We start from the raw sequence: 20734 nt of genomic DNA on the forward strand, positions 1-20734 counted from the left end.
TCATATGATATTGGTTATCATTATCGTTGAAAGAGGACGGATCATGTTGAACAGGGCGCTGGGCAGCGGTTGGGGGGTATTGCTACCGGGAGCTATTCTCGGCGGTTTGACGTTTGCCGATCTCTCTCTTGATACCTGGAAAGCCATCATTGTGTCAGGACTGTTAGTCACGTCAGGCATGATCTGGCATAAGCAACTGCGTCACTTTGTTTTACTGCCATCGTGTGTCGCGCTGGTCAGCGGAATTCTGGTGATACTGATGAGTTTGAAATAACAGGGAAAAGAAGATATTCAGAGGGGTTGTAAGATAATTGGTGCGAGGGGGGGGACTCGAACCCCCACATCCTAAGGACACTAACACCTGAAGCTAGCGCGTCTACCAATTCCGCCACCTTCGCACAGTCATCTTACTCTTTATTGCTATGTTGATATCGCCTCGTTGGTGCGAGGGGGGGGACTCGAACCCCCACATCCGTAAGGACACTAACACCTGAAGCTAGCGCGTCTACCAATTCCGCCACCTTCGCCCAGTGCGAGCAATATCATCGTGATTTATGGTGCGAGGGGGGGGACTCGAACCCCCACATCCGTAAGGACACTAACACCTGAAGCTAGCGCGTCTACCAATTCCGCCACCTTCGCATACCATCGATACTGTAAAAGTATCGTAACCACGGAGGCGCATTCTAGATGTTTTCAGCTTTACGTCAACAGAAAAGTGCGCGTGATGCCTTGATTGATGGAAAAATGTCCTATGGACGCGCCGTGTAAAGCCGGATGGCGCTTTCGCGTATCCGGCCTACAGGGGAGGCGATTACTTTTTGGCCTGACGTGTCATCACGGTGCGGTAGACCTTAAAGCGACCCGTCTGGGCGATGACTTCGTGGAAGCCAAAGGTTTCATCCAGCACTTTCGGGTACGCCAGGAAGGCGTTCGCAACGATACGCAGCTCGCCGCCGCTGTTGAGGTGACGGACTGCACCACGGATCAGCGTTTGTGCTGCTTCCAGGCTGGTCTCCATACCGTCGTGGAACGGCGGGTTAGAGATAATCATGTCGAAGCGACCGGTGATGTCGGAGAAGACGTTGCTCGCAATCACCTCGCCTTCAATGCCGTTTGCGGCAAGCGTTGCGCGGCTGGCTTCAACCGCCGGGGCGCTCACGTCACACAGGGTTAAGCGCACCTTTGGCGAATGGCTGGCGAGCACGGTAGAGAGCACGCCCGCGCCGCATCCCACATCCAGCACTTTGCCTTTGGTGTGCGGCGTCAGAGTGGAAAGCAGCAGCTTGCTGCCCGTATCCAGCGCATCGCGGCTGAACACGCCCGGCAGCGTTTTGATGGTCAGGCCGTCAAGCTGGTACTCATCCCAGTATGCCTGCGCATGAAATGTTGTCTGTTTTTCCAGACGGCCATGGTACAGACCACAGCGGCGAGCGCTGTCGACTTTGTTCAGCGGCGCATAGCCTTCCAGCAGCTGTTCCGCGCTGCGCACGCCGCTGCGGTTTTCACCGACCACGAAAATATCGCAGCCGACCGGCAGCAGGGAGAGCAGGTTCATCAGCTGGAACTGGGCTTCCGGTTTATTCTTCGGCCAGTAGTAGATCAGCGTATCGCAGTCGGCGATATCGCTCTGCTCTGCCACCAGGCTAAAGCGCGCGCGCTCGCCCATCTGGCGGCTCAGCACCTGCCAGTGGTGGTAGTATTGGGTGTGGGCACGGCTTTCAGCACAGTCGAAACGCGCGGGCAGGTCATCCTGCATATCTCCGGCAAACAGAATACGGCTTTCTTCGAAATCATCACTGTGACGCAGCAAGACTTCACTTGCCGGGGTAAATGCAGACATGAATTGTTCCTCAATAAACTCAGGCGGGGATTATAGTAGGTAGATGGCGCACTTTCGACACATTTGCTATATTTGCGCGCCTGAGAGACAGGAGTTTTCCCTATGACATCCCGACGAGACTGGCAGTTGCAGCAACTGGGCATCACCCAGTGGGCTTTGCGTCGCCCGACGGCGTTGCAGGGCGAAATCGCCATCTCCATCCCGGCGCACGTTCGTCTGGTGATGGTGGCGGAAGAACTGCCTGCCCTGAATGACCCCCTGATCGATGATGTCCTTCGCAGCCTGAAGCTGACGGCCGACCAGGTTTTACCGCTGACGCCAGAGCGTGTCGCGATGCTGCCTCCTGATAGTCGCTGTAACAGCTGGCGTATCGGAGAGGCGAATGAGATCTCTCTTCAGGGGAGCCAGATCTGCTCGCCAGCGCTGGACGAACTGAAAGCCAACCCAAAAGCGCGCAGCGCGCTATGGCAACAAATCTGCGAATATGAACACGATTTCTTCCCTCACGACGCCTGACCTGTCCACAGCGTTCGCGATTGAAACACGCGCCCACGCGTTTCCGTGGAGCGAAAAAACCTTCGCCAGCAATCAGGGCGAACGGTATCTGAACTACCGCCTGGACGTTGACGGCACCATGGCCGCTTTCGCGATCACGCAGGTTGTTCTTGATGAGGCGACGCTGTTTAATATCGCGGTTGATCCCGCGTTTCAGCGCCGTGGGCTGGGAAGAGAACTGCTTGAGCACCTCATCCGTGAGCTCGAAACCCGTGACGTTTTCACCCTGTGGCTGGAGGTGCGCGCGTCGAATGTCGCCGCCATCGCGCTCTATGAAAGCTTAGGCTTTAACGAGGCGACAATCCGCCGTAACTACTACCCCACCGCAGAGGGACGTGAAGACGCCATCATAATGGCTCTGCCGATTGGATAATAAAAAATAAGGTTGTAACGATGAAATGGGACTGGATTTTCTTTGATGCCGACGAAACGCTGTTTACGTTCGACTCGTTCGGCGGCCTGCAGCGGATGTTTCTCGACTATAGCGTAACCTTCACCGCTGAAGATTTTCAGGACTATCAGGCGGTCAACAAACCGCTGTGGGTGGATTACCAGAACGGTGCCATCACCGCGTTACAGCTTCAGCACCAGCGCTTTGACGTCTGGGCGGAACGCTTAAAGGTCAGTCCGGGAACGCTGAACGAGGCTTTCCTTAACGCCATGGCCGATATCTGTGCGCCGCTGCCGGGCGCGGTTTCCCTGCTGAATGCGTTGAAAGGTAAGGTGAAACTGGGGATCATCACCAACGGTTTTACTGCCCTGCAGCAGATCCGCCTTGAGCGTACCGGCCTGCGCGATCATTTTGACGCGCTGGTGATCTCGGAAGAGGTTGGCGTGCCGAAGCCAGATCCGCGAATTTTCGACTACGCGCTGGCGCAGGCTGGCAATCCCGACCGCGATCGTGTCCTGATGGTGGGGGATACGGCAGAGTCAGATATTCTGGGCGGCATGAAGGCCGGTCTGTCGACCGTCTGGCTCAATGCGCATGGCCGTGAGAAGCCTGACGGCATCGAGCCGACCTGGACCGTGACGTCGTTGAACGAACTGGAGCAACTCCTGTGTAAACAATGATTGCCTGCCCCCCGTTGATGGGTAAAATAGCCGCAATTTTGTATTCCATGATGCGTGGCGTGCTGCCGCGCTTATAAAAGAAGATTTAATTATGACGTTGTCTCCTTATCTGCAAGAGGTGGCCAAGCGCCGCACTTTTGCCATTATCTCGCACCCCGATGCCGGTAAAACGACCATCACTGAGAAGGTGTTGCTGTTCGGACAGGCGATCCAGACTGCGGGTACCGTTAAAGGCCGTGGCTCCAGCCAGCATGCAAAATCCGACTGGATGGAGATGGAAAAACAGCGTGGTATTTCGATTACCACCTCTGTGATGCAGTTCCCGTATCACGACTGCCTGGTGAACCTGCTGGACACCCCGGGTCACGAAGACTTCTCCGAAGATACCTACCGTACCCTGACGGCGGTGGACTGCTGTCTGATGGTGATCGACGCCGCGAAAGGTGTAGAAGATCGTACCCGTAAGCTGATGGAAGTCACCCGTCTGCGCGATACGCCGATCCTCACCTTTATGAACAAACTCGACCGTGACATCCGCGATCCGATGGAACTGATGGATGAAGTGGAAAACGAGCTGAAGATCGCCTGTGCGCCAATCACCTGGCCGATTGGCTGCGGTAAGCTGTTCAAAGGCGTTTATCACCTCTATAAAGACGAAACCTACCTGTATCAGACCGGTAAAGGCCACACCATTCAGGAAGTGCGCATTGTTAAAGGTCTGGACAACCCGGATCTGGACGCGGCGGTCGGGGAAGAGCTGGCCGCGCAGCTGCGCGACGAGCTGGAGCTGGTCAAGGGCGCGTCTCACGAATTCGACAAAGAGCTGTTCCTGAGCGGCGAAATTACCCCGGTCTTCTTCGGTACCGCACTGGGTAACTTCGGCGTTGACCACATGCTCGACGGTCTGGTGGAGTGGGCGCCGCAGCCGATGCCGCGCAAAACCGACACCCGTGAAGTGGAAGCAAAAGAAGAGAAGTTCACCGGCTTCGTATTTAAGATTCAGGCCAACATGGATCCGAAACACCGTGACCGCGTGGCCTTTATGCGCGTGGTGTCCGGTAAATATGAAAAGGGCATGAAGCTGCGCCAGGTGCGTATCGGGAAAGACGTTGTCATCTCCGACGCGCTGACCTTTATGGCGGGTGACCGTTCGCACGTTGAAGAAGCCTATCCGGGCGACATCATCGGTCTGCACAACCACGGTACCATCCAGATCGGCGACACCTTCACGCAGGGTGAAATGATGAAGTTCACCGGTATTCCGAACTTCGCGCCGGAACTGTTCCGTCGCATTCGTCTGCGCGATCCGCTTAAGCAGAAACAGCTGCTGAAAGGCCTGGTCCAGCTCTCCGAAGAGGGCGCCGTGCAGGTCTTCCGCCCGATTGCGAACAACGATCTGATCGTTGGTGCGGTCGGCGTGCTGCAGTTTGACGTGGTCGTTGCGCGCCTGAAGAGCGAATACAACGTAGAAGCGATTTACGAATCGGTGAACGTCGCGACCGCGCGCTGGGTTGAGTGTTCTGACGTGAAGAAATTCGAAGAATTTAAGCGTAAGAATGAAGTTCAGCTGGCGCTGGATGGCGGCGATAACCTGACCTATATCGCGCCAACGATGGTCAACCTGAACCTGACGCAGGAGCGTTATCCTGACGTTCAGTTCCGTAAAACCCGCGAGCACTAATCCCCTCTCAGAGCACGGCAGCAGCCGTGCTCTTCTTTTATTCCTGTCTTATTAATCCCTTGCGGAATGTTCTTAATTCAACGCAATTTCACGCTATTCGCCCATTTTTTACCCAATTCTGAAAGCGGCTCTGTGAGAGTGATCTATATTTAACTCAGTGTTTAACACCGGGCGTGGATAAATTAACTGTTCAATGCATGGCTTTAGGTTATCCATTTCACCCGTGTGTTTATTCGCAATATATATCACTACTAAGGAAGTACGTAGCCCGAATAACGGGTCAACACAGGAATAGATCGATGAATATGACAAGACTGAAGATTTCTAAAACTCTGCTGGCTGTAACACTGGGTAGCGTTCTGGTGAGCGGCTCCGCCCTGGCGGAAAGCAGCACCATGGATAAAGCACAATCCACGGCTGACAGCGCAGGGCAAAAAATCGATAGCTCTATGAATAAAGTCGGCAATTTCATGGATGACAGCTCTATCACAGCAAAAGTGAAAGCCGCACTGGTGGATGATGAAGCCATCAAGAGCACCGATATTTCCGTTAAGACCGACAAAAAAGTGGTCACGCTGAGCGGCTTTGTTGAAAGCCAGGCTCAGGCAGAACAGGCGGTGAAAGTGGCGAAAGGCGTCGAAGGCGTTGCCTCCGTCAGCGATAAGCTGCACGTCCGTGACGGCAAAAACGCGTCGGTGAAAGGTTATGCCGGTGATGCAGCCACCACCAGCGAAATCAAAGCTAAACTTTTAGCAGATGACATCGTGCCGTCCCGTAAGGTGAAAGTGGAAACCACCGATGGTGTGGTTCAGCTTTCCGGTACGGTAGATTCGCAGGCGCAAAGTGAACGTGCCGAGTCTATTGCGAAAGCGATTGATGGTGTGAAAAGCGTTAAAAACGATCTGAAAACGAAGTAAATCTGGACCATTCGCCCGTCTGGCTAAAACCTGCGGGCGATATAAGAACGACTCTGGAAAAACGCCGGTGAGTGACCTGAGCGCTCACGTTTAGCGGCCGACATTAACTATGGTAAAGGAGAAGCTTATGTTTCGTTGGGGCATTATATTTCTGGTTATCGCGTTAATTGCCGCCGCATTGGGCTTTGGTGGACTGGCAGGTACAGCGGCATGGGCAGCTAAAATTGTCTTCGTTGTCGGTATTATTCTGTTCCTGGTCAGCCTGTTTACGGGGCGTCGACGTCCGTAGCAAACGCAATATTCCGTCAACAAAATAAAGCCAGTCACTGCGACTGGCTTTTTCTTATTTGCGTAACAGGTCGGGTGCGTTACTGTGGTGTTATAAAATAATCAAAACAGGAAAGCAGAGGTGGGGCAACGAATTCCCGTTACGCTCGGCAATATTGCGCCGCTGACGTTAAAACCGTTTCGCGCAGGTCAACTCGCGCTGGTCTGCGAGGGTGGCGGACAGCGCGGCATTTTCACCGCTGGCGTGCTGGATGAGTTTATGCGCGCGCAGTTCAATCCGTTTGACCTGTACTTCGGCACGTCTGCCGGGGCACAGAATCTTTCTGCCTATGTCTGTAACCAGCCCGGATACGCGCGAAAGGTCATCATGCGCTACACCACGGCGAAAGAATTTTTTAATCCGGTGCGCTTTGTGCGCGGCGGTAACCTGATCGACCTCGACTGGCTGCTGGAATCAACTTCCAGCCAGATGCCGCTGGCCATGGACACCGCGGCCCGCCTGTTTGATAGCGGTAAAGAATTCTGGATGTGCGCCAGCCGGGGGGATGACTATTCGCCGGGCTATTTTTCGCCTCAGAAAGATAACTGGCTGGACATCATCCGCGCCTCCAGCGCCATTCCCGGTTTTTATCGTACCGGTGCGCTGCTGGACGGCATTAGCTATCTGGACGGCGGGATCAGTGACGCCGTGCCGGTGCAGGAAGCCGCCCGTCGCGGGGCGAAAACCATTGTGGTGATCCGTACCGTACCGTCGCAAATGTATTACACCCCACAGTGGTTTAAGCGGATGGAGCGCTGGCTGGGCGACAGCAGCCTGCAGCCACTGGTGAACATCGCGAAGCAGCATGAAACCACCTACGGCGCGATGCAACGTTTCATTGAAAAGCCGCCGGGTAAGCTGCGTATTTTTGAAATTTATCCGCCTAAGCCGCTGCTGAGCATGGCGCTGGGCAGCCGCGTCCCTGCGCTGCGCATGGATTACAAAACGGGACGGCTGTGCGGACGCTACTTCCTGGCGACGGTGGGGAAAATGCTGGCGGAGCAACCGCCGCTTCATCGCCATAAACGCATTATTACGCCGCCTGCGATTGTCGCCAACGACGCTCTGACGGTGCCCCTGGTGGACATTCCGCAGGCGAATGACGCTTTACTGGATAACGAGGATCTGGCGTGACGCACCGCTTTATCGATACCCACTGCCACTTTGATTTCCCACCGTTTACGGGAGATGAAGAACACAGTATTGCGAAAGCGGCTGACGCAGGCGTTCAGGCCATTATTGTGCCGTCAGTGGAGGCGGCGTACTTTTCCCGGGTGCTGGATCTTGCTGCACGGCACCCCGCGCTCTATGCGGCGCTCGGCCTGCATCCGATCGTGATTGAGCGGCATCGTGATGAGCACATTGAGAGACTTGATGAGATCCTGCGGACCGCAGGGGACAAGCTTGTCGCCATCGGGGAGATCGGCCTCGATCTTTATCGCGAGGATCCGCATTTTGAGCGCCAGCAGACGATCCTCGACGCGCAGCTCAGGCTGGCGAAGCGTCACGATCTGCCGGTGATCCTCCATTCAAGACGTACGCACGATAAGCTGGCAATGCACCTGAAGCGCATCGATTTGCCGCGCAGGGGCGTCGTACACGGTTTCTCCGGCAGCCTGCAGCAGGCGCAGCGTTTCATTGAACTGGGCTACAAAATTGGTGTAGGTGGCACCATCACCTATCCGCGCGCCAGTAAAACCCGTGACGTGATGGCACAGCTGCCGCTGTCGGCGCTTCTGCTGGAAACTGACGCGCCGGATATGCCGCTGAATGGTTTTCAGGGACAGCCGAATCGCCCGGAACAGGCGGCGCGCGTGTTCACCACCCTGTGTGAACTGCGACAGGAGCCGGAAGAGGTAATTGCCGATGCGCTGCTGGAAAATACGCGCTCGGTATTTGGCATCACGCTATAGATAAAGCGCCGGGCGAATCACCGTTATTTTCTGTTTTTCCAGCGCCCGCGCCAGCGGTTCAACGTCCTCGGGCGTGGCGCTACGCCACGACGCCGCCTCACCGTATACGCCGTGCGCATGAAACGCGTTAAGGCGTACCGGCACGTTTCCCAGCCCGTGGATAAACGCCGTCAGCGGCTTCAGATGTTCCAGGTAATCACACTGCCCCGGAATCACCAGCAAGCGGAGCTCCGTCAAACGGTGGCGTTCTGCCAGCCAGCGGATACTCTGCTTGATCTGCGGATTGTCGCGTCCGGTCAGGAAGCGGTGGTGTTCGTTCCCCCATGCTTTCAGGTCCAGCATCGCGCCATCCAGTACCGGCAGCAGCTTTTGCCAGCCGGTTTCGCTTAACAAACCGTTGCTGTCGACCAGACAGGTCAGATGACGCAGGGCGGGATCGGCTTTGATCGCGGTGAACAGCGTCACTAAAAACGGCAATTGCGTTGTGGCTTCCCCGCCGCTTACGGTGATCCCTTCGATAAACGGTGCGGATTTGCGGACCTGGGTGAGGATCTCCTCCACGCTCAGGCGGTGCGCCATGGGCGTCGCCTGTTGGTGGCACAGGTGCAGGCAGGTGTCGCACTGCTGGCAGTCGCTCTCCTGCCACCAGACGCGCCCGGCCTGAATGGTCAGCGCGTCGTGTGGGCAGTGGGGCACGCAGTCCCCGCAGTCGTTGCAGCGGCCGATCGTCCACGGGTTGTGGCAGGTTTTACAGCGCAGGTTGCAGCCCTGCAGGAACAGGGCCAGGCGGCTGCCCGGCCCGTCCACGCAGGAAAAAGGAATGACCTGACTAACTAAAGCGCATCTGCTGTTCATGGCTAATCACGCGCGGCTGACGTTCCAGAATGCGGGTATTGCGTGCGGCCTCTTCCCCCAGCCACGTGGTGTTCGTTCTCGACCCTGCTTGCCGATATTTCTCCAGATCCGATAGCCGCACCATATACCCGGTGACGCGCACCAGATCGTTACCCGCGACGTTGGCGGTAAACTCGCGCATACCCGCCCTGAACGCGCCCAGGCACAGCTGGACCACCGCCTGCGGGTTGCGTTTTACCGTTTCATCCAGCGTCAGGATATCGCTTATCCCGGAAGAGTAGTGCTTGTGATGGGGAGCCACCGCCAGCAGGTGGCTGATGGGATCCGGCTCGTCACCGTAGGGCAGGCGCGCGCCCGGCGTGGTGCCCGAATCGGAGCTGATCCCCGACTGCGCATGAAGCATCGCGCGCTGCTTCCAGCCGTGTTTCACCGGCGTGTTTTCGACAAACGTCGCAAGCTGTTCGCTGATGCGATAACCCAGCGCGTTGGCCTGCTCATCCTTTCCGTAACGTCCCGCGATGCCTGCTTTCTCACAGAGCACGTTTACCGCTTCTGCCAGACCGTACATGCCAAACATCGGCACAAACCGATCGGCATCAATCAGCCCCTCTTTCACCAGGAAGCTATTCTCAAAGAAGCCGGATTGTTGATACAGGAAATCGCAGCGGGCATCAATGATGGCTATTTGCTGCTGGCAGTAGTGCGGAAGGGCGCGGCTGAAGAAGTCTTCACTTGTCGTGCTGTGTTCGGCGATGGCCTTGAGATTGAGACGCACCAGGGTGCTGCCACCGCCAGCCAGAGGCAGGGAGTTGTAACAGCTCACCACGCCATAACGGCCTTTTGTGAAAATTTTATCATTCACCGGGCCATTAGAAATATGCGGTTTGCTGCATTCACATATGTTTTTCGCCACCTCAAGCAGTAAATCATCCGGGGTGATCTCTGGATCATAAATAAAGGTCAGGTTCGGCGCGACCTGCTTCAGCTCTGCATCGGCACGCAGAATGGCACGGGTGATGGGCGTATCTTCCGGCCCGATATTGGCATGCATAAAGGCATCCGGCAGCGTACGGTCAAGATAGCGCCAGAAACGTTTTATTCGGCTATTGATTTCTTCTTGTGTTAGAATTCTAACATACGGTTGCAGCAGCGCATCAAGCTGGCCGAGATAGACCGGCATCGATGTGACGGATGGAACATGATGGTAGAGGATGGTTAACAGCGAGAGGGCATCGTCGAGATCTTTTGCCCCTTCCAGCTCCAGCCATTCTGAACCGTTAGCCAGAAATTTTGCGTAATCCGGCAGAACGTAACGGGGTTTGTAAGGCGCATGGCCTTCGAACATGTCACAGATAAACCCCTCGTCCAGCGCGGCGCGCGCAGCTTCAGGAAGTGCCGGATACGGCAGGTTGTTTTCCGCTTCCAGCGCCAGAAAATGACGTTTTTGTTCCGGGGTTAACAACGGGCTTGTCACAATTTGCTGGCAACGTTGCTGCAGGGCGTCGGGGCTGGAGTGAGGCATATTCGCTTCCTTGAATGTTCTGCGGATGATGAACGGATTGTAGAAAGCCTGCCTGTTGGCGCTTTTGATCCCACTGGGGGTATTGCTGCTTTAGTCGGCAATTTGCGCACTAAAGTTTGAAGAAGATCTCATTACAGTAATGCAAATTTGTACGCAGTTTTCATTAACTGTGATGAATGTCGAAGTGTGGATGCGGGTGGATGTTAGAATACTCACAGACCCGCAAGGTAAAATTTATACGGCACTGCCGTTGGAGATTGTTATGACCGATTTAACTGCAAGCAGCCTGCGCGCGTTGAAACTGATGGACCTGACTACCCTGAACGATGACGACACCAATGAGAAAGTCATCGCCCTGTGCCATCAGGCAAAAACGCCAGTGGGTAACACCGCAGCCGTTTGTATCTACCCGCGCTTTATCCCGATTGCCCGTAAAACGCTGAAAGAGCAGGGCACGCCGGACGTGCGCATTGCAACCGTGACTAACTTCCCGCACGGCAACGACGATATCGAGATTGCGCTGGCAGAAACCCGCGCGGCGATTGCCTACGGTGCAGACGAAGTTGACGTGGTGTTCCCTTACCGCGCGCTGATCGCCGGTAACGAGCAGGTCGGTTTTGACCTGGTGAAGGCCTGTAAAGACGCGTGTGCGGCGGCAGACGTGCTGCTTAAAGTGATCATCGAAACCGGCGAGCTGAAAGAAGAGGCGCTGATTCGTAAAGCCTCTGAAATCTCCATCAAAGCCGGTGCGGATTTCATTAAAACCTCTACCGGTAAAGTGCCGGTAAATGCGACCCCGGAAAGCGCGCGCATCATGATGGAAGTGATCCGCGACATGGGCGTGTCCAAAACCGTAGGCTTCAAACCTGCGGGCGGCGTGCGTACCGCCGAAGACGCGCAGCAGTTCCTGGCGATTGCCGACGAGCTGTTCGGCGCCGACTGGGCCGATTCCCGTCACTACCGCTTCGGTGCGTCCAGCCTGCTGGCCAGCCTGCTGAAGGCGCTGGGTCACGGCGACGGTAAGAGCGCAAGCAGCTACTGATTGCCAACAATGCCGGATGACGCCTCGCTTATCCGGCCTACAGGATCGTAGGGCGGGTAAGCGTAGCGCCACCCGCCACAATTCCCCCGATTCCGCATGGAGGTTACCGTGTTTCTCGCACAAGAAATTATTCGTAAAAAACGTGATGGTCATGCATTAAGCGACGAAGAGATCCGCTTCTTCATCAACGGCATTCGTGATAACACCGTCTCAGAAGGGCAGATTGCGGCTCTGGCGATGACCATTTTCTTCCACGATATGTCGATGCCTGAGCGCGTGTCGCTGACCATGGCGATGCGAGATTCAGGAACCGTTCTGGACTGGAAAAGCCTCAACCTTAACGGCCCGATTGTGGATAAACACTCCACCGGCGGCGTGGGTGACGTGACCTCCCTGATGCTCGGCCCAATGGTGGCAGCCTGTGGCGGTTACATCCCGATGATCTCCGGGCGCGGCCTGGGCCACACCGGCGGTACGCTCGATAAACTGGAAGCCATTCCGGGCTTCGATATCTTCCCGGATGACAACCGCTTCCGCGACATTATTAAAGACGTTGGTGTGGCGATTATCGGCCAGACCAGCTCTCTTGCTCCGGCAGACAAGCGTTTCTACGCGACCCGCGACATCACCGCGACCGTTGACTCCATCCCGCTGATCACCGCCTCTATCCTGGCGAAGAAGCTGGCAGAAGGGCTGGACGCGCTGGTGATGGACGTGAAGGTAGGCAGCGGCGCGTTTATGCCAACCTATGAACTCTCTGAGGCGCTGGCCGAAGCGATCGTTGGCGTCTCCAACGGCGCAGGCGTGCGCACTACCGCACTGCTCACCGATATGAACCAGGTGCTGGCTTCCAGCGCCGGTAACGCCGTCGAAGTGCGTGAAGCCGTCCAGTTCCTGACGGGGGAATACCGTAACCCGCGCCTGTTCGACGTCACCATGGCGCTGTGCGTTGAGATGTTAATCTCCGGCAAGCTCGCCAAAGACGACGCCGACGCCCGCGCGAAGCTGCAGGCGGTGCTGGACAACGGCAAAGCGGCGGAGATCTTCGGCCGCATGGTCGCGGCGCAAAAAGGCCCGACCGACTTCGTCGAAAATTACGCGAAGTACCTGCCCACCGCGACGCTCAGCAAAGCGGTGTATGCCGATAGCGAAGGATTTGTCTCCGCCATGGACACCCGTGCCCTCGGCATGGCGGTGGTCTCAATGGGCGGCGGTCGTCGTCAGGCCTCAGACACCATTGATTACAGCGTCGGCTTTACCGATATGGCCCGTCTGGGCGACAGCGTTGACGGCCAACGTCCGCTGGCGGTGATCCACGCCAAAGACGAAGCCAGCTGGCAGGAAGCGGCGAAAGCGGTGAAAGCGGCCATCACGCTTGACGATAAAGCACCGGAAACCACACCGACTGTCTATCGCCGTATCACCGAATAGCGGTATACTGATCTGATCGATAATTTTTGAAGCACTACGTACGGAGAACAATTATGAAACGTGCATTTATTATGGTGCTGGACTCATTCGGCATCGGCGCAACCGAAGATGCAGAACGTTTTGGTGACGTGGGTTCCGATACCATGGGTCACATCGCGGAAGCCTGTGCGAAAGGCGAAGCGGATAACGGTCGTAAAGGCCCTCTGACTCTACCTAACCTGACCCGCCTTGGGCTGGTGAAAGCGCATGAAGGCTCTACCGGTAAAATCGCAGCCGGTATGGACGGCAACGCGGAAGTCGTGGGCGCCTATGCCTGGGCGCACGAGCTCTCCTCCGGTAAAGACACCCCGTCTGGCCACTGGGAAATCGCCGGTGTGCCGGTGCTGTTCGACTGGGGTTACTTCTCCGATCACGAGAACAGCTTCCCGCAGGAGCTGCTCGATAAGCTGGTGAAGCGTGCCAACCTGCCGGGTTACCTCGGCAACTGCCACTCTTCCGGTACCGTGATTCTGGACCAGCTCGGCGAAGAGCATATGAAAACCGGCAAGCCGATTTTCTACACTTCTGCTGACTCCGTGTTCCAGATTGCCTGCCACGAAGAGACGTTTGGCCTGGATAAACTCTACGAGCTGTGCGAAATCGCCCGCGAAGAGCTGACCGAAGGCGGCTACAACATCGGCCGCGTGATCGCGCGTCCGTTTATTGGTGACAAAGCGGGTAACTTCCAGCGTACCGGTAACCGTCACGATCTGGCCGTTGAGCCGCCGGCGCCAACCGTGCTGCAGAAGCTGGTCGATGAGAAAGACGGTCACGTGGTGTCCGTGGGTAAAATTGCGGATATCTACGCTAACTGCGGCATCACCAAAAAGGTCAAAGCGACCGGTCTCGATGCGCTGTTCGATGCCACCATCAAAGAGATGAAAGAAGCGGGCGACAAGACCATTGTCTTCACCAACTTCGTGGACTTCGACTCCTCCTGGGGTCACCGTCGCGACGTCGCGGGTTATGCTGCGGGTCTTGAGCTGTTCGACCGCCGTCTGCCGGAGCTGATGGAGCTGGTGGGTGAAGATGACATTCTGATCCTGACCGCGGACCACGGCTGTGACCCAACCTGGACCGGTACCGACCACACCCGCGAGCACATTCCGGTGCTGGTGTACGGCCCGAAAGTGAAGCCGGGCTCGCTGGGTCACCGTGAAACCTTCGCGGACATCGGCCAGACCCTGGCGAAATATTTTGGTACGTCTGACATGGAATATGGCAAGGCCATGTTCTGATGTCATTGCCCGGTGGCGCTTCGCTTACCGGGCCTACGGTTTTGTAGGCCGGGTAAGGCATAGCCGCCACCCGGCAAAAACAACAATGTAAAAGGAACTGAAGATGGCAACTCCTCACATTAATGCAGAAATGGGTGATTTCGCTGACGTCGTGTTGATGCCGGGCGACCCGCTGCGCGCGAAGCACATTGCAGAAACCTTCCTCGAAGACGTGCGCGAAGTGAATAACGTACGCGGCATGCTGGGCTTTACCGGTACCTATAAAGGCCGCAAAATCTCCGTCATGGGTCACGGTATGGGTATCCCATCCTGCTCTATTTACACCAAAGAGCTGATCACCGACTTCGGCGTGAAGAAAATCATCCGCGTGGGCTCCTGTGGCGCGGTGCGTATGGACGTTAAGCTGCGCGACGTGGTTATCGGTATGGGTGCCTGCACCGATTCCAAAGTAAACCGCATGCGTTTCAAAGACCATGACTTCGCGGCAATCGCTGACTTCGGCATGGTGCGTGACGCGGTTGACGCGGCAAAAGCGCTGGGCGTTGACGCGCGCGTGGGTAACCTCTTCTCTGCCGATCTGTTCTATGCACCAGACGGCGGCGAGATGTTCGACGTGATGGAAAAATACGGCATTCTGGGCGTGGAAATGGAAGCGGCGGGTATCTACGGCGTTGCGGCTGAGTTTGGTGCGAAAGCGCTGACCATCTGCACCGTGTCCGACCATATCCGTACTCATGAGCAGACCACTGCCGCTGAGCGTCAGACCACCTTCAACGACATGATCAAAATCGCGCTGGAATCCGTTCTGCTGGGCGATAAAGCGTAATGTTGTCTGCCGGGCGGCATTCGCTGCCCGGCATTTTAACTTCTTACAGATACACGACGCTGATCGTCGCCTGACCATCAAACTCGGTGTCTTCCGTCAGAGACAGCTTCTTCAGGTTTTCCACTGCCAGCGAGACGTTCAGCGGGAAAGAGACGCTGGTCACCGCCATCGGGTCGGTTTTACCGGCAGATGCCACGCTCATCAGACCCAGGTCTTTGTTCGCAATGGTGCCACCATTGGCTTTCTGCCAGCGGCCCATACTTGTACCTGCAGACAGCGCAGTACGGATAGGCTCAACCGTTGCGCCGTTCGCCGTGACGTCACCGGTGCTGGTATACACTGAGTATGCGCCGATGTTCTTACCGTCATGCGTTTTACCCAGACCAAAGGTCGAGATGCTGCCGCGCAGCTCGCCACCGTTAGACGTCGCATTCATCACCTTCAGATTGGAACTGCTGCCGGTGCTGGCGTTGGTGTCTGCGCGGTTATCCGCGATGCTCCAGCCCACTTTAGTCGGCGTTGGGCAGTTGATCGTAAGTGTCAGACCCTTTTCACCCAGCTGGGTTGCCTGGGTTTGAGAGAGATCGCCGACCTGGACGGTACCGAAATCGATCACGCCATTGTTGCTGAGTTCAGGCGTACAGGAATTGCCTGTCAGCGACGCTTTGACTTTCAGTACCGCTGTGTCACCCGCATGAGCACAGGTCGCTGCCAGTGCCAGTGCGGCGGCAAGGAGACTCTTTTTCATGGTTAATCCTTAACATAGATGTAATGAATATTAAATTGAATGGACGGATCCATAATTTAAAAGGTTTATTTTTCTTCTTACTCTTCACCCAAAAAATGAATACGAAGGTGAATTCTTTTACTCGCTTGTTAATAATTCCCAGGCGAGGGTGCTTTCCAGGTCGGTATTATCGGAAATTCTGCGCAGCTGGTTATTATTAATGATGGGTATAAGTTTTATGGTTACGCTCATTTGCTTGCCCTGAACCGGTGTCGCGTTTTGGCGAGCAATGATGCCGTCGTTGTTTTTCAGGAAAACATGTTCTTTGGGGCTGTCTGATGAGGTAAATTTTACCCGGTCGGTGGTTTTGACGAGATCGTAGCGGCGTCCGTCTACCGTCATGTTGTTCGCGACCAGCGCCAGCCGTCCCTCCTGCCCAAACAGCACGCCGCCGTTGGCGCCAGATGCGGACTGCATGAACAGGGCCATGAACTGAGGCTGAGGGCAAAACACGTTGATCATCACCTCTTTTGCGGGCATGCGATTCCAGTTTTTCAGAGAGGCAGCAATATCGTCCTGTTTGAATCGGCCAAACGAGACGGTCGGCTGAGAAAGGGTCATCTGGCACTCCTCGCTGAATACCTGAGAGGCGAAAAATAATGTCAGACCGCTCAGCATCACGTTAACTATTTTCACTGGCATGTTCCTTCTGCTTTTTCGTAATAGGCGTCTTTATCTTTCTCTTCATTCAGCGTGTAGTGGATCTGGCATAAACGCGTCATATTGTCGTCCACTACATACAGCTCCGGCGTCGTCGAGGCATCAGAAATAAACACGCTGCCGTTATCCATCACGCTGACAATATAGTTGCTGTCTTTGTCCACGATACTTAGCCCTTTTTCGAGCCAGCCGCCATTGACATGTTTTACCTTCAGCATCACGCGACGGGTATTCAGCACCTGGAAATCGACCTGGGCAAATGAGCCGTAGGCCGCGGACACGGTCTGGATACCATTTGATAAATCCATCCCCTGCGGCAGCGAGCTGGTATTGATCACAATTTGTGATTTCTGCCACTCTCTGAGCCCGGGAACGACGGCTTGCCCCCAGTAATCTGTCCAGACGGTGCCATCGGGTGTGGTGATTTCTATTCCGCTTTCCGGCTCACTTAGCCTTGCGATGCCAAAGGTCTCTTTCACCGGGAAGGGGGCAAAGGTGAGGCCATGGCGGTGCATGACAATGCCACCCCCTAACGATGCGCTGTAGTTATGCTGGTTTCCGTCATTCAGACCGGCAGACAGCCCAAGTTGGGTATAGTGCAGGTTGGTCGTTATATTGCCGTTAAAGGAATCACTTTTGTCCTGATTATCGCGATCGGCAGAAATGTTGTAGTTGAGGTTTCGGCCGACAGAACCGCTGTCCTGGACGCCATAGTTTTGCTTTTCACCCTGAGTACGCATGTAGGTACTGACGCGATCGTCGCCCAGAGGGACGATCAGGCTGACATAGAAGAGATCGTCATTGTTGCTGGTGCTGTTTTCTGTTTCGCTATTGCTCATGGCGTGTTGCCAGTTTACGGACAGCGAAGTACGCCCCAGGCTTTTGCTCCACGAGGCCATCAGATAGCGTGAGTCACCGCTGCTCTCATCGCCAGAGTTCGCGCTGTATTGTAAAGAGAGGGAGCCGATGTATTCGTTGTTCCAGCTGAGGCTGGTATTCCATGCGTTTTCATAGCTTTGCGATTCTTCGTCCATGGCTTCGGTGAGCTCACGAAAGTCGCCGTTATACTGGGAAGCACTGAGCCCAAGCGTCAGCTGCGCGGGGAGTAAAATATTGCTGCTGAGCTCAAACTTGCTGCCCCGCTGCGTATCATAAAAGCGGGACTGACTCAGCAACACGCTGGGTGAAATGAGCCAGTTTTCATTGACGGACCAGTCGAGCTTTGCACCGGTAGACTGATATTTCTCGGCCAGCACGCTTGCCCCAACGGCAGTCAGGCGTGTAGTCAGGCTCGTACCGTCAGACACGGTGAACACCCAGGGAGAGTTCTTTTCATCGCCACTGTCGCGAACCTGACCAAGTGCCAGATTTAACCCCTCGGCACGGTTGCTCCCGATGACGTTGAGGGCTGATGAGGGCACGGTGAAATGGGTTGTTGAGCCATCGGTTTCGATGACGCTGACATCCAGGTCGACATTGCTGCGCAAAACCGGTACGTCCGGCAGCGTGAAGGGACCGGCATTGATCAGCGAAGAATAGATAACCTGACCGGACTGACGAACTTCTACGCGAGCCTGGTTTGTACGGGCAATACCAGAGACTTCCGTGACCTGAATATTGGGCTGAAGACCGGTTTCAGGCATGAGCTGGACCCCGGTAATTTGCGCGCCGCTAAACAGGGCGGAGTTGATATTGATTTGACCGACCTGCGCACGCATTTTTTTCTCTTCAAAAACGTGCTCAGCGTAGGTGTAAAGATTCTCGGCACTGCGGGTGCCGTTATCGTCCGTCAGGATGTAGTTACTGCGCAGCGTCCAGTTTGCAATGTTAATACCGGTGCCGATATTTCCCTGTGAAAACGTGCTGTTGCCACCGCTGCCATATTCGTTGTAGTTGGTGAAAGCGTTGTAGTTAATGAGGCCCGCAACGCCGCCGTGAGAGTAAAACCTGGCGGCATAGAACCCGTTATCCATGGCTTCTGCCGGAACGAAGATCTCCAGTGACTCGGTGTTGGGCATGAGCTTGATCGTGGCTGAAGGGTAGTCTTTGAGCAGGTCATGACACGTCTCTTTTTCGCTGATATTTAGCGGTAAAAGCCCCACGGCGCTGATGAAATCATCATCAACGCAGAGCTGCCCTTCGTCCCCAATCTTGACGGCGAGGCTGCCCTTTTCAATGCCGTTTATTTTTACCTGCACGGCATGCTTGCCAGGCAGATAGCGTTGAGCTTCAGAGAAATAGTGGGCGAGGTTGGTACTGATGCCACGTGTCGCCAGAATATCCGTATTAAAGTCCACATCGGACGCATGCAACGCGGAAGACGGCAGTAATGCTGCCACTACTGCCGCTCGGCGCATCCTGTTGCGCAATGATAGCTCAGTCACCAAAGCATCCCTGTCGTTTTAGCGTTTAAGGGGGGCTGTGTAGTTATCCACTTCAATCCCGTAGCGACTCGCGGGGCTGAACTCTACTGCGTTATCGGCGCTACCCATCGGCTTGTCCATCTGCACTTTCATGGTTTCACCCGGCAGGATAAAGGTCTTGTTGACCAGCCCGGTTGCTCGCGATGGAAGTAGGGTAATGGCGGTTGAGAAGCGCACGACGTAAGGGGAGGTATTGCGCACCACAACCTCTTTTCCTTCCAGCGACCAGGTCAGTAACTTCCACGCGTCGGTGACGACAGGCAGACTTTTCGGATGGATCAGTACCGGCAGATCCTGGCGAAGGTTAATCCCCACCTTCACGTTTTTATCTTTGCTCTTCGGCGGAATGCCTTCGAAGATCACGCGCTTATAGTGTTCGACCGTGAGAGGTTTATCGGTTTCAAGAATAAAACGCACCTGCTGTTCCTGGCCAGGCTCCAGACGAACAACGGGCTGGGTGACGTTGAGCTTTACGCCATTTTCCCCTTCGATATCGTTGATAGAGGTGTAGAGCAGAGTCGGTATGGTGTCGGTATTTTTGACGCTCATTACGCCGCCGTGGTTGGCTTCATCAATCATCAGCAGCGTGGTTTCAGGTACCATGCCTGCGGCGAACAGCGTGGTGGGAAGCGCGAATAAAAGGACGGAAAACAGGGATGAAGTTTTCATTATTCTGGTCATGATTTTTTCGTGGTTAACGGTAGTAAAAAACTCCCCATCGAAATGGAGAGTTTTGCGGCAACATGCTGAATTACAGATAAACCAGCGTAATAGTGGACTGGCCGTCGAGATCGGTTTTGTCGGTCAGGGTCAGATCTTTGCTTGGCGCGATAGCCAGGGCGATTTTCAGTGGGAAAGCCGCAGTGGTGAAGGCCATTGGCGCACGCTGACCCGTTTTGGCAACGGTCATCACGTCGGTGCCGTCGTTCATGATGATGCCGCTGGTCCACATGTTGACCCAGCTTCTGCTGCTGATGGCGCCGCCGGTGTACATAGACGCGGCAATAGGCTGAGCCGTTGCGCCGTCTGCGGTGACGGAAGTCAGATAGGTCGCAACGGAATAGGCACCGATGTTTTCCCCTGCGCTGGTTTTACCCACGCCGTTCAGCTGGTAGTTACCGGATGCCTGAGCACCGTTCGCCGTGCCGTTATCCACGTGGAACTCGCTTGATGTTTTATTCTTACCGGCATTTGAATCTGCACGGTCATCTTTGATCGTCCAGCCTACGCGGGTAGCCGACTGGCATTTGATGGTGAATGTCACATCTTTATGGCCAGCCTGGTAGGCCGCGGAGGAGGAAAGCGAATCCAGACCCACTTCGCCGAAATCGGCCAGACCGCCGTTGCTGATTTCAGGCACGCAACCAGCGCTGGTCAGCGTTCCCTGAACTTTCAGCATTGCAGTCGGTTCAGCATAGACCGCAGTCGCTGCCATTGATAAAACGGTAGCGAGAAGGAGCTTTTTCATTGTTATTCCTTAACCATAGAAAGAGTTAATAACTCAGATATTTTTAATTTAAAAATGACTTGCAAATCGATAAGTATCGGCATGACAAGCAGCGCCGATTTTAGTAATGATTTAAGTAATTCAATAATTAGTTTT

At 55.2% G+C, this 20734-nt stretch carries 21 protein-coding genes and 3 tRNA genes; 13 read left to right on the plus strand and 11 right to left on the minus strand.

From position 1 onward, the window contains the following. Positions 1–4: 4 nt before the first annotated feature. Positions 5–274, plus strand: a complete 270-nt coding sequence (locus BFG58_RS16200; RefSeq protein ID WP_175430177.1) for a DUF1435 domain-containing protein — start codon at positions 5–7, stop codon at positions 272–274. Positions 275–312: 38 nt separating this feature from the next. On the opposite strand, the gene BFG58_RS16205 is transcribed toward BFG58_RS16200, so the two are convergent. The 4 genes from BFG58_RS16205 to rsmC all read right to left on the minus strand — a co-directional run bounded on the left by BFG58_RS16205 (position 313) and on the right by rsmC (position 1843). Beyond that, positions 313–398 (minus strand) — tRNA-Leu (locus BFG58_RS16205). A 42-nt stretch (positions 399–440) separates the two neighbouring features. Then, a tRNA-Leu gene (locus BFG58_RS16210) sits at positions 441–527 on the minus strand. 28 nt (positions 528–555) lie between these two features. After that, positions 556–642, minus strand: a tRNA-Leu gene (locus tag BFG58_RS16215). Positions 643–814: 172 nt separating this feature from the next. After that, positions 815–1843: a 16S rRNA (guanine(1207)-N(2))-methyltransferase RsmC gene (rsmC, locus tag BFG58_RS16220; protein WP_069720126.1), complete on the minus strand. Its 1029-nt coding sequence runs from the start codon at positions 1841–1843 to the stop codon at positions 815–817. 102 nt (positions 1844–1945) lie between these two features. Between rsmC and BFG58_RS16225 the strand changes: the two genes are divergently transcribed. From BFG58_RS16225 to BFG58_RS16260, 8 genes are all read left to right on the plus strand, one after another. After that, complete coding sequence (locus BFG58_RS16225; RefSeq protein ID WP_045907736.1) at positions 1946–2359, plus strand: DNA polymerase III subunit psi; 414 nt, start codon at positions 1946–1948, stop codon at positions 2357–2359. Further along, positions 2328–2771 (plus strand): ribosomal protein S18-alanine N-acetyltransferase, encoded by a 444-nt coding sequence (rimI, locus tag BFG58_RS16230; RefSeq protein WP_008502078.1) that lies wholly within the window; start codon positions 2328–2330, stop codon positions 2769–2771. Before BFG58_RS16225 ends, rimI begins: the two co-directional genes overlap by 32 nt. Before the next feature lie 20 nt (positions 2772–2791). After that, positions 2792–3469, plus strand: coding sequence for a pyrimidine 5'-nucleotidase (yjjG, locus tag BFG58_RS16235; protein ID WP_045907737.1), 678 nt, complete (start codon positions 2792–2794; stop codon positions 3467–3469). Between the two features lie 91 nt (positions 3470–3560). After that, on the plus strand, positions 3561–5150 hold the full coding sequence (prfC, locus tag BFG58_RS16240) for a peptide chain release factor 3 (protein ID WP_008502076.1): 1590 nt from the start codon (positions 3561–3563) through the stop codon (positions 5148–5150). Positions 5151–5449: 299 nt separating this feature from the next. Next, the gene (osmY, locus tag BFG58_RS16245; RefSeq protein ID WP_008502075.1) at positions 5450–6067 is read left to right on the plus strand and encodes a molecular chaperone OsmY; all 618 of its coding nucleotides are present in this window, start codon (positions 5450–5452) and stop codon (positions 6065–6067) included. 127 nt (positions 6068–6194) lie between these two features. Next, complete coding sequence (locus tag BFG58_RS16250) at positions 6195–6356, plus strand: DUF1328 domain-containing protein (RefSeq protein WP_003856556.1); 162 nt, start codon at positions 6195–6197, stop codon at positions 6354–6356. Between the two features lie 120 nt (positions 6357–6476). Further along, positions 6477–7529, plus strand: a complete 1053-nt coding sequence (locus tag BFG58_RS16255; protein ID WP_045406360.1) for a patatin family protein — start codon at positions 6477–6479, stop codon at positions 7527–7529. Further along, positions 7526–8308 (plus strand): TatD family hydrolase, encoded by a 783-nt coding sequence (locus tag BFG58_RS16260; protein WP_069720127.1) that lies wholly within the window; start codon positions 7526–7528, stop codon positions 8306–8308. The genes BFG58_RS16255 and BFG58_RS16260 overlap by 4 nt, the downstream gene beginning before the upstream one ends. On the opposite strand, the gene BFG58_RS16265 is transcribed toward BFG58_RS16260, so the two are convergent. Both BFG58_RS16265 and BFG58_RS16270 read right to left on the minus strand, forming a co-directional pair. Continuing rightward, on the minus strand, positions 8303–9163 hold the full coding sequence (locus tag BFG58_RS16265; protein WP_069720128.1) for a YjjW family glycine radical enzyme activase: 861 nt from the start codon (positions 9161–9163) through the stop codon (positions 8303–8305). The two genes, BFG58_RS16260 and BFG58_RS16265, sit on opposite strands and share 6 nt — an antisense overlap. Next, entirely contained in the window at positions 9138–10685 is a 1548-nt protein-coding gene (locus BFG58_RS16270; RefSeq protein WP_069720129.1) for a YjjI family glycine radical enzyme, read from the minus strand. The genes BFG58_RS16265 and BFG58_RS16270 overlap by 26 nt, the downstream gene beginning before the upstream one ends. Before the next feature lie 262 nt (positions 10686–10947). Here BFG58_RS16270 and deoC point away from each other — a divergent pair, with 262 nt between their 5' ends. From deoC to deoD, 4 genes are all read left to right on the plus strand, one after another. Further along, complete coding sequence (gene deoC / locus BFG58_RS16275; RefSeq protein ID WP_069720130.1) at positions 10948–11727, plus strand: deoxyribose-phosphate aldolase; 780 nt, start codon at positions 10948–10950, stop codon at positions 11725–11727. Positions 11728–11835: 108 nt separating this feature from the next. Further along, positions 11836–13158, plus strand: a complete 1323-nt coding sequence (gene deoA / locus BFG58_RS16280; RefSeq protein WP_024908263.1) for a thymidine phosphorylase — start codon at positions 11836–11838, stop codon at positions 13156–13158. A gap of 53 nt (positions 13159–13211) precedes the next feature. Beyond that, positions 13212–14435, plus strand: coding sequence for a phosphopentomutase (gene deoB, locus BFG58_RS16285; RefSeq protein WP_014882457.1), 1224 nt, complete (start codon positions 13212–13214; stop codon positions 14433–14435). Between the two features lie 103 nt (positions 14436–14538). Further along, positions 14539–15261, plus strand: coding sequence for a purine-nucleoside phosphorylase (deoD, locus tag BFG58_RS16290; RefSeq protein ID WP_045907741.1), 723 nt, complete (start codon positions 14539–14541; stop codon positions 15259–15261). Positions 15262–15304: 43 nt separating this feature from the next. On the opposite strand, the gene BFG58_RS16295 is transcribed toward deoD, so the two are convergent. The 5 genes from BFG58_RS16295 to BFG58_RS16315 all read right to left on the minus strand — a co-directional run bounded on the left by BFG58_RS16295 (position 15305) and on the right by BFG58_RS16315 (position 20599). Next, the gene (locus BFG58_RS16295; RefSeq protein WP_045907742.1) at positions 15305–16009 is read right to left on the minus strand and encodes a DUF1120 domain-containing protein; all 705 of its coding nucleotides are present in this window, start codon (positions 16007–16009) and stop codon (positions 15305–15307) included. A gap of 117 nt (positions 16010–16126) precedes the next feature. Next, positions 16127–16690, minus strand: a complete 564-nt coding sequence (locus tag BFG58_RS16300; RefSeq protein WP_069720131.1) for a hypothetical protein — start codon at positions 16688–16690, stop codon at positions 16127–16129. Next, complete coding sequence (locus tag BFG58_RS16305; RefSeq protein ID WP_254665205.1) at positions 16681–19047, minus strand: fimbrial biogenesis usher protein; 2367 nt, start codon at positions 19045–19047, stop codon at positions 16681–16683. The genes BFG58_RS16300 and BFG58_RS16305 overlap by 10 nt, the downstream gene beginning before the upstream one ends. Positions 19048–19110: 63 nt before the next feature. Beyond that, the gene (locus BFG58_RS16310; protein WP_048028575.1) at positions 19111–19800 is read right to left on the minus strand and encodes a fimbria/pilus chaperone family protein; all 690 of its coding nucleotides are present in this window, start codon (positions 19798–19800) and stop codon (positions 19111–19113) included. An 82-nt stretch (positions 19801–19882) separates the two neighbouring features. Then, entirely contained in the window at positions 19883–20599 is a 717-nt protein-coding gene (locus BFG58_RS16315) for a DUF1120 domain-containing protein (protein WP_069720133.1), read from the minus strand. Positions 20600–20734: the final 135 nt, after the last annotated feature.

Origin of the sequence: Enterobacter sp. ku-bf2 (genome assembly GCF_001742765.1) — a bacterium.
GTDB classification, from domain to species: Bacteria; Pseudomonadota; Gammaproteobacteria; order Enterobacterales; family Enterobacteriaceae; genus Enterobacter; species Enterobacter quasiroggenkampii.

Excerpts from the sequence above, each read along its gene's own strand:
- yjjG (WP_045907737.1), top strand. The coding sequence starts at position 2,792 with ATGAAATGGGACTGGATTTTCTTTGATGCCGACGAAACGCTGTTTACG.
- BFG58_RS16250 (WP_003856556.1), top strand. The coding sequence starts at position 6,195 with ATGTTTCGTTGGGGCATTATATTTCTGGTTATCGCGTTAATTGCCGCC.
- BFG58_RS16295 (WP_045907742.1), bottom strand. The coding sequence starts at position 16,009 with ATGAAAAAGAGTCTCCTTGCCGCCGCACTGGCACTGGCAGCGACCTGT.
- BFG58_RS16310 (WP_048028575.1), bottom strand. The coding sequence starts at position 19,800 with ATGAAAACTTCATCCCTGTTTTCCGTCCTTTTATTCGCGCTTCCCACC.
- deoB (WP_014882457.1), top strand. The coding sequence starts at position 13,212 with ATGAAACGTGCATTTATTATGGTGCTGGACTCATTCGGCATCGGCGCA.
- rimI (WP_008502078.1), top strand. The coding sequence starts at position 2,328 with ATGAACACGATTTCTTCCCTCACGACGCCTGACCTGTCCACAGCGTTC.
- BFG58_RS16265 (WP_069720128.1), bottom strand. The coding sequence starts at position 9,163 with ATGAACAGCAGATGCGCTTTAGTTAGTCAGGTCATTCCTTTTTCCTGC.
- BFG58_RS16225 (WP_045907736.1), top strand. The coding sequence starts at position 1,946 with ATGACATCCCGACGAGACTGGCAGTTGCAGCAACTGGGCATCACCCAG.
- deoD (WP_045907741.1), top strand. The coding sequence starts at position 14,539 with ATGGCAACTCCTCACATTAATGCAGAAATGGGTGATTTCGCTGACGTC.
- deoC (WP_069720130.1), top strand. The coding sequence starts at position 10,948 with ATGACCGATTTAACTGCAAGCAGCCTGCGCGCGTTGAAACTGATGGAC.
- prfC (WP_008502076.1), top strand. The coding sequence starts at position 3,561 with ATGACGTTGTCTCCTTATCTGCAAGAGGTGGCCAAGCGCCGCACTTTT.
- BFG58_RS16315 (WP_069720133.1), bottom strand. The coding sequence starts at position 20,599 with ATGAAAAAGCTCCTTCTCGCTACCGTTTTATCAATGGCAGCGACTGCG.
- osmY (WP_008502075.1), top strand. The coding sequence starts at position 5,450 with ATGAATATGACAAGACTGAAGATTTCTAAAACTCTGCTGGCTGTAACA.
- BFG58_RS16200 (WP_175430177.1), top strand. The coding sequence starts at position 5 with ATGATATTGGTTATCATTATCGTTGAAAGAGGACGGATCATGTTGAAC.
- BFG58_RS16270 (WP_069720129.1), bottom strand. The coding sequence starts at position 10,685 with ATGCCTCACTCCAGCCCCGACGCCCTGCAGCAACGTTGCCAGCAAATT.
- BFG58_RS16300 (WP_069720131.1), bottom strand. The coding sequence starts at position 16,690 with ATGCCAGTGAAAATAGTTAACGTGATGCTGAGCGGTCTGACATTATTT.
- rsmC (WP_069720126.1), bottom strand. The coding sequence starts at position 1,843 with ATGTCTGCATTTACCCCGGCAAGTGAAGTCTTGCTGCGTCACAGTGAT.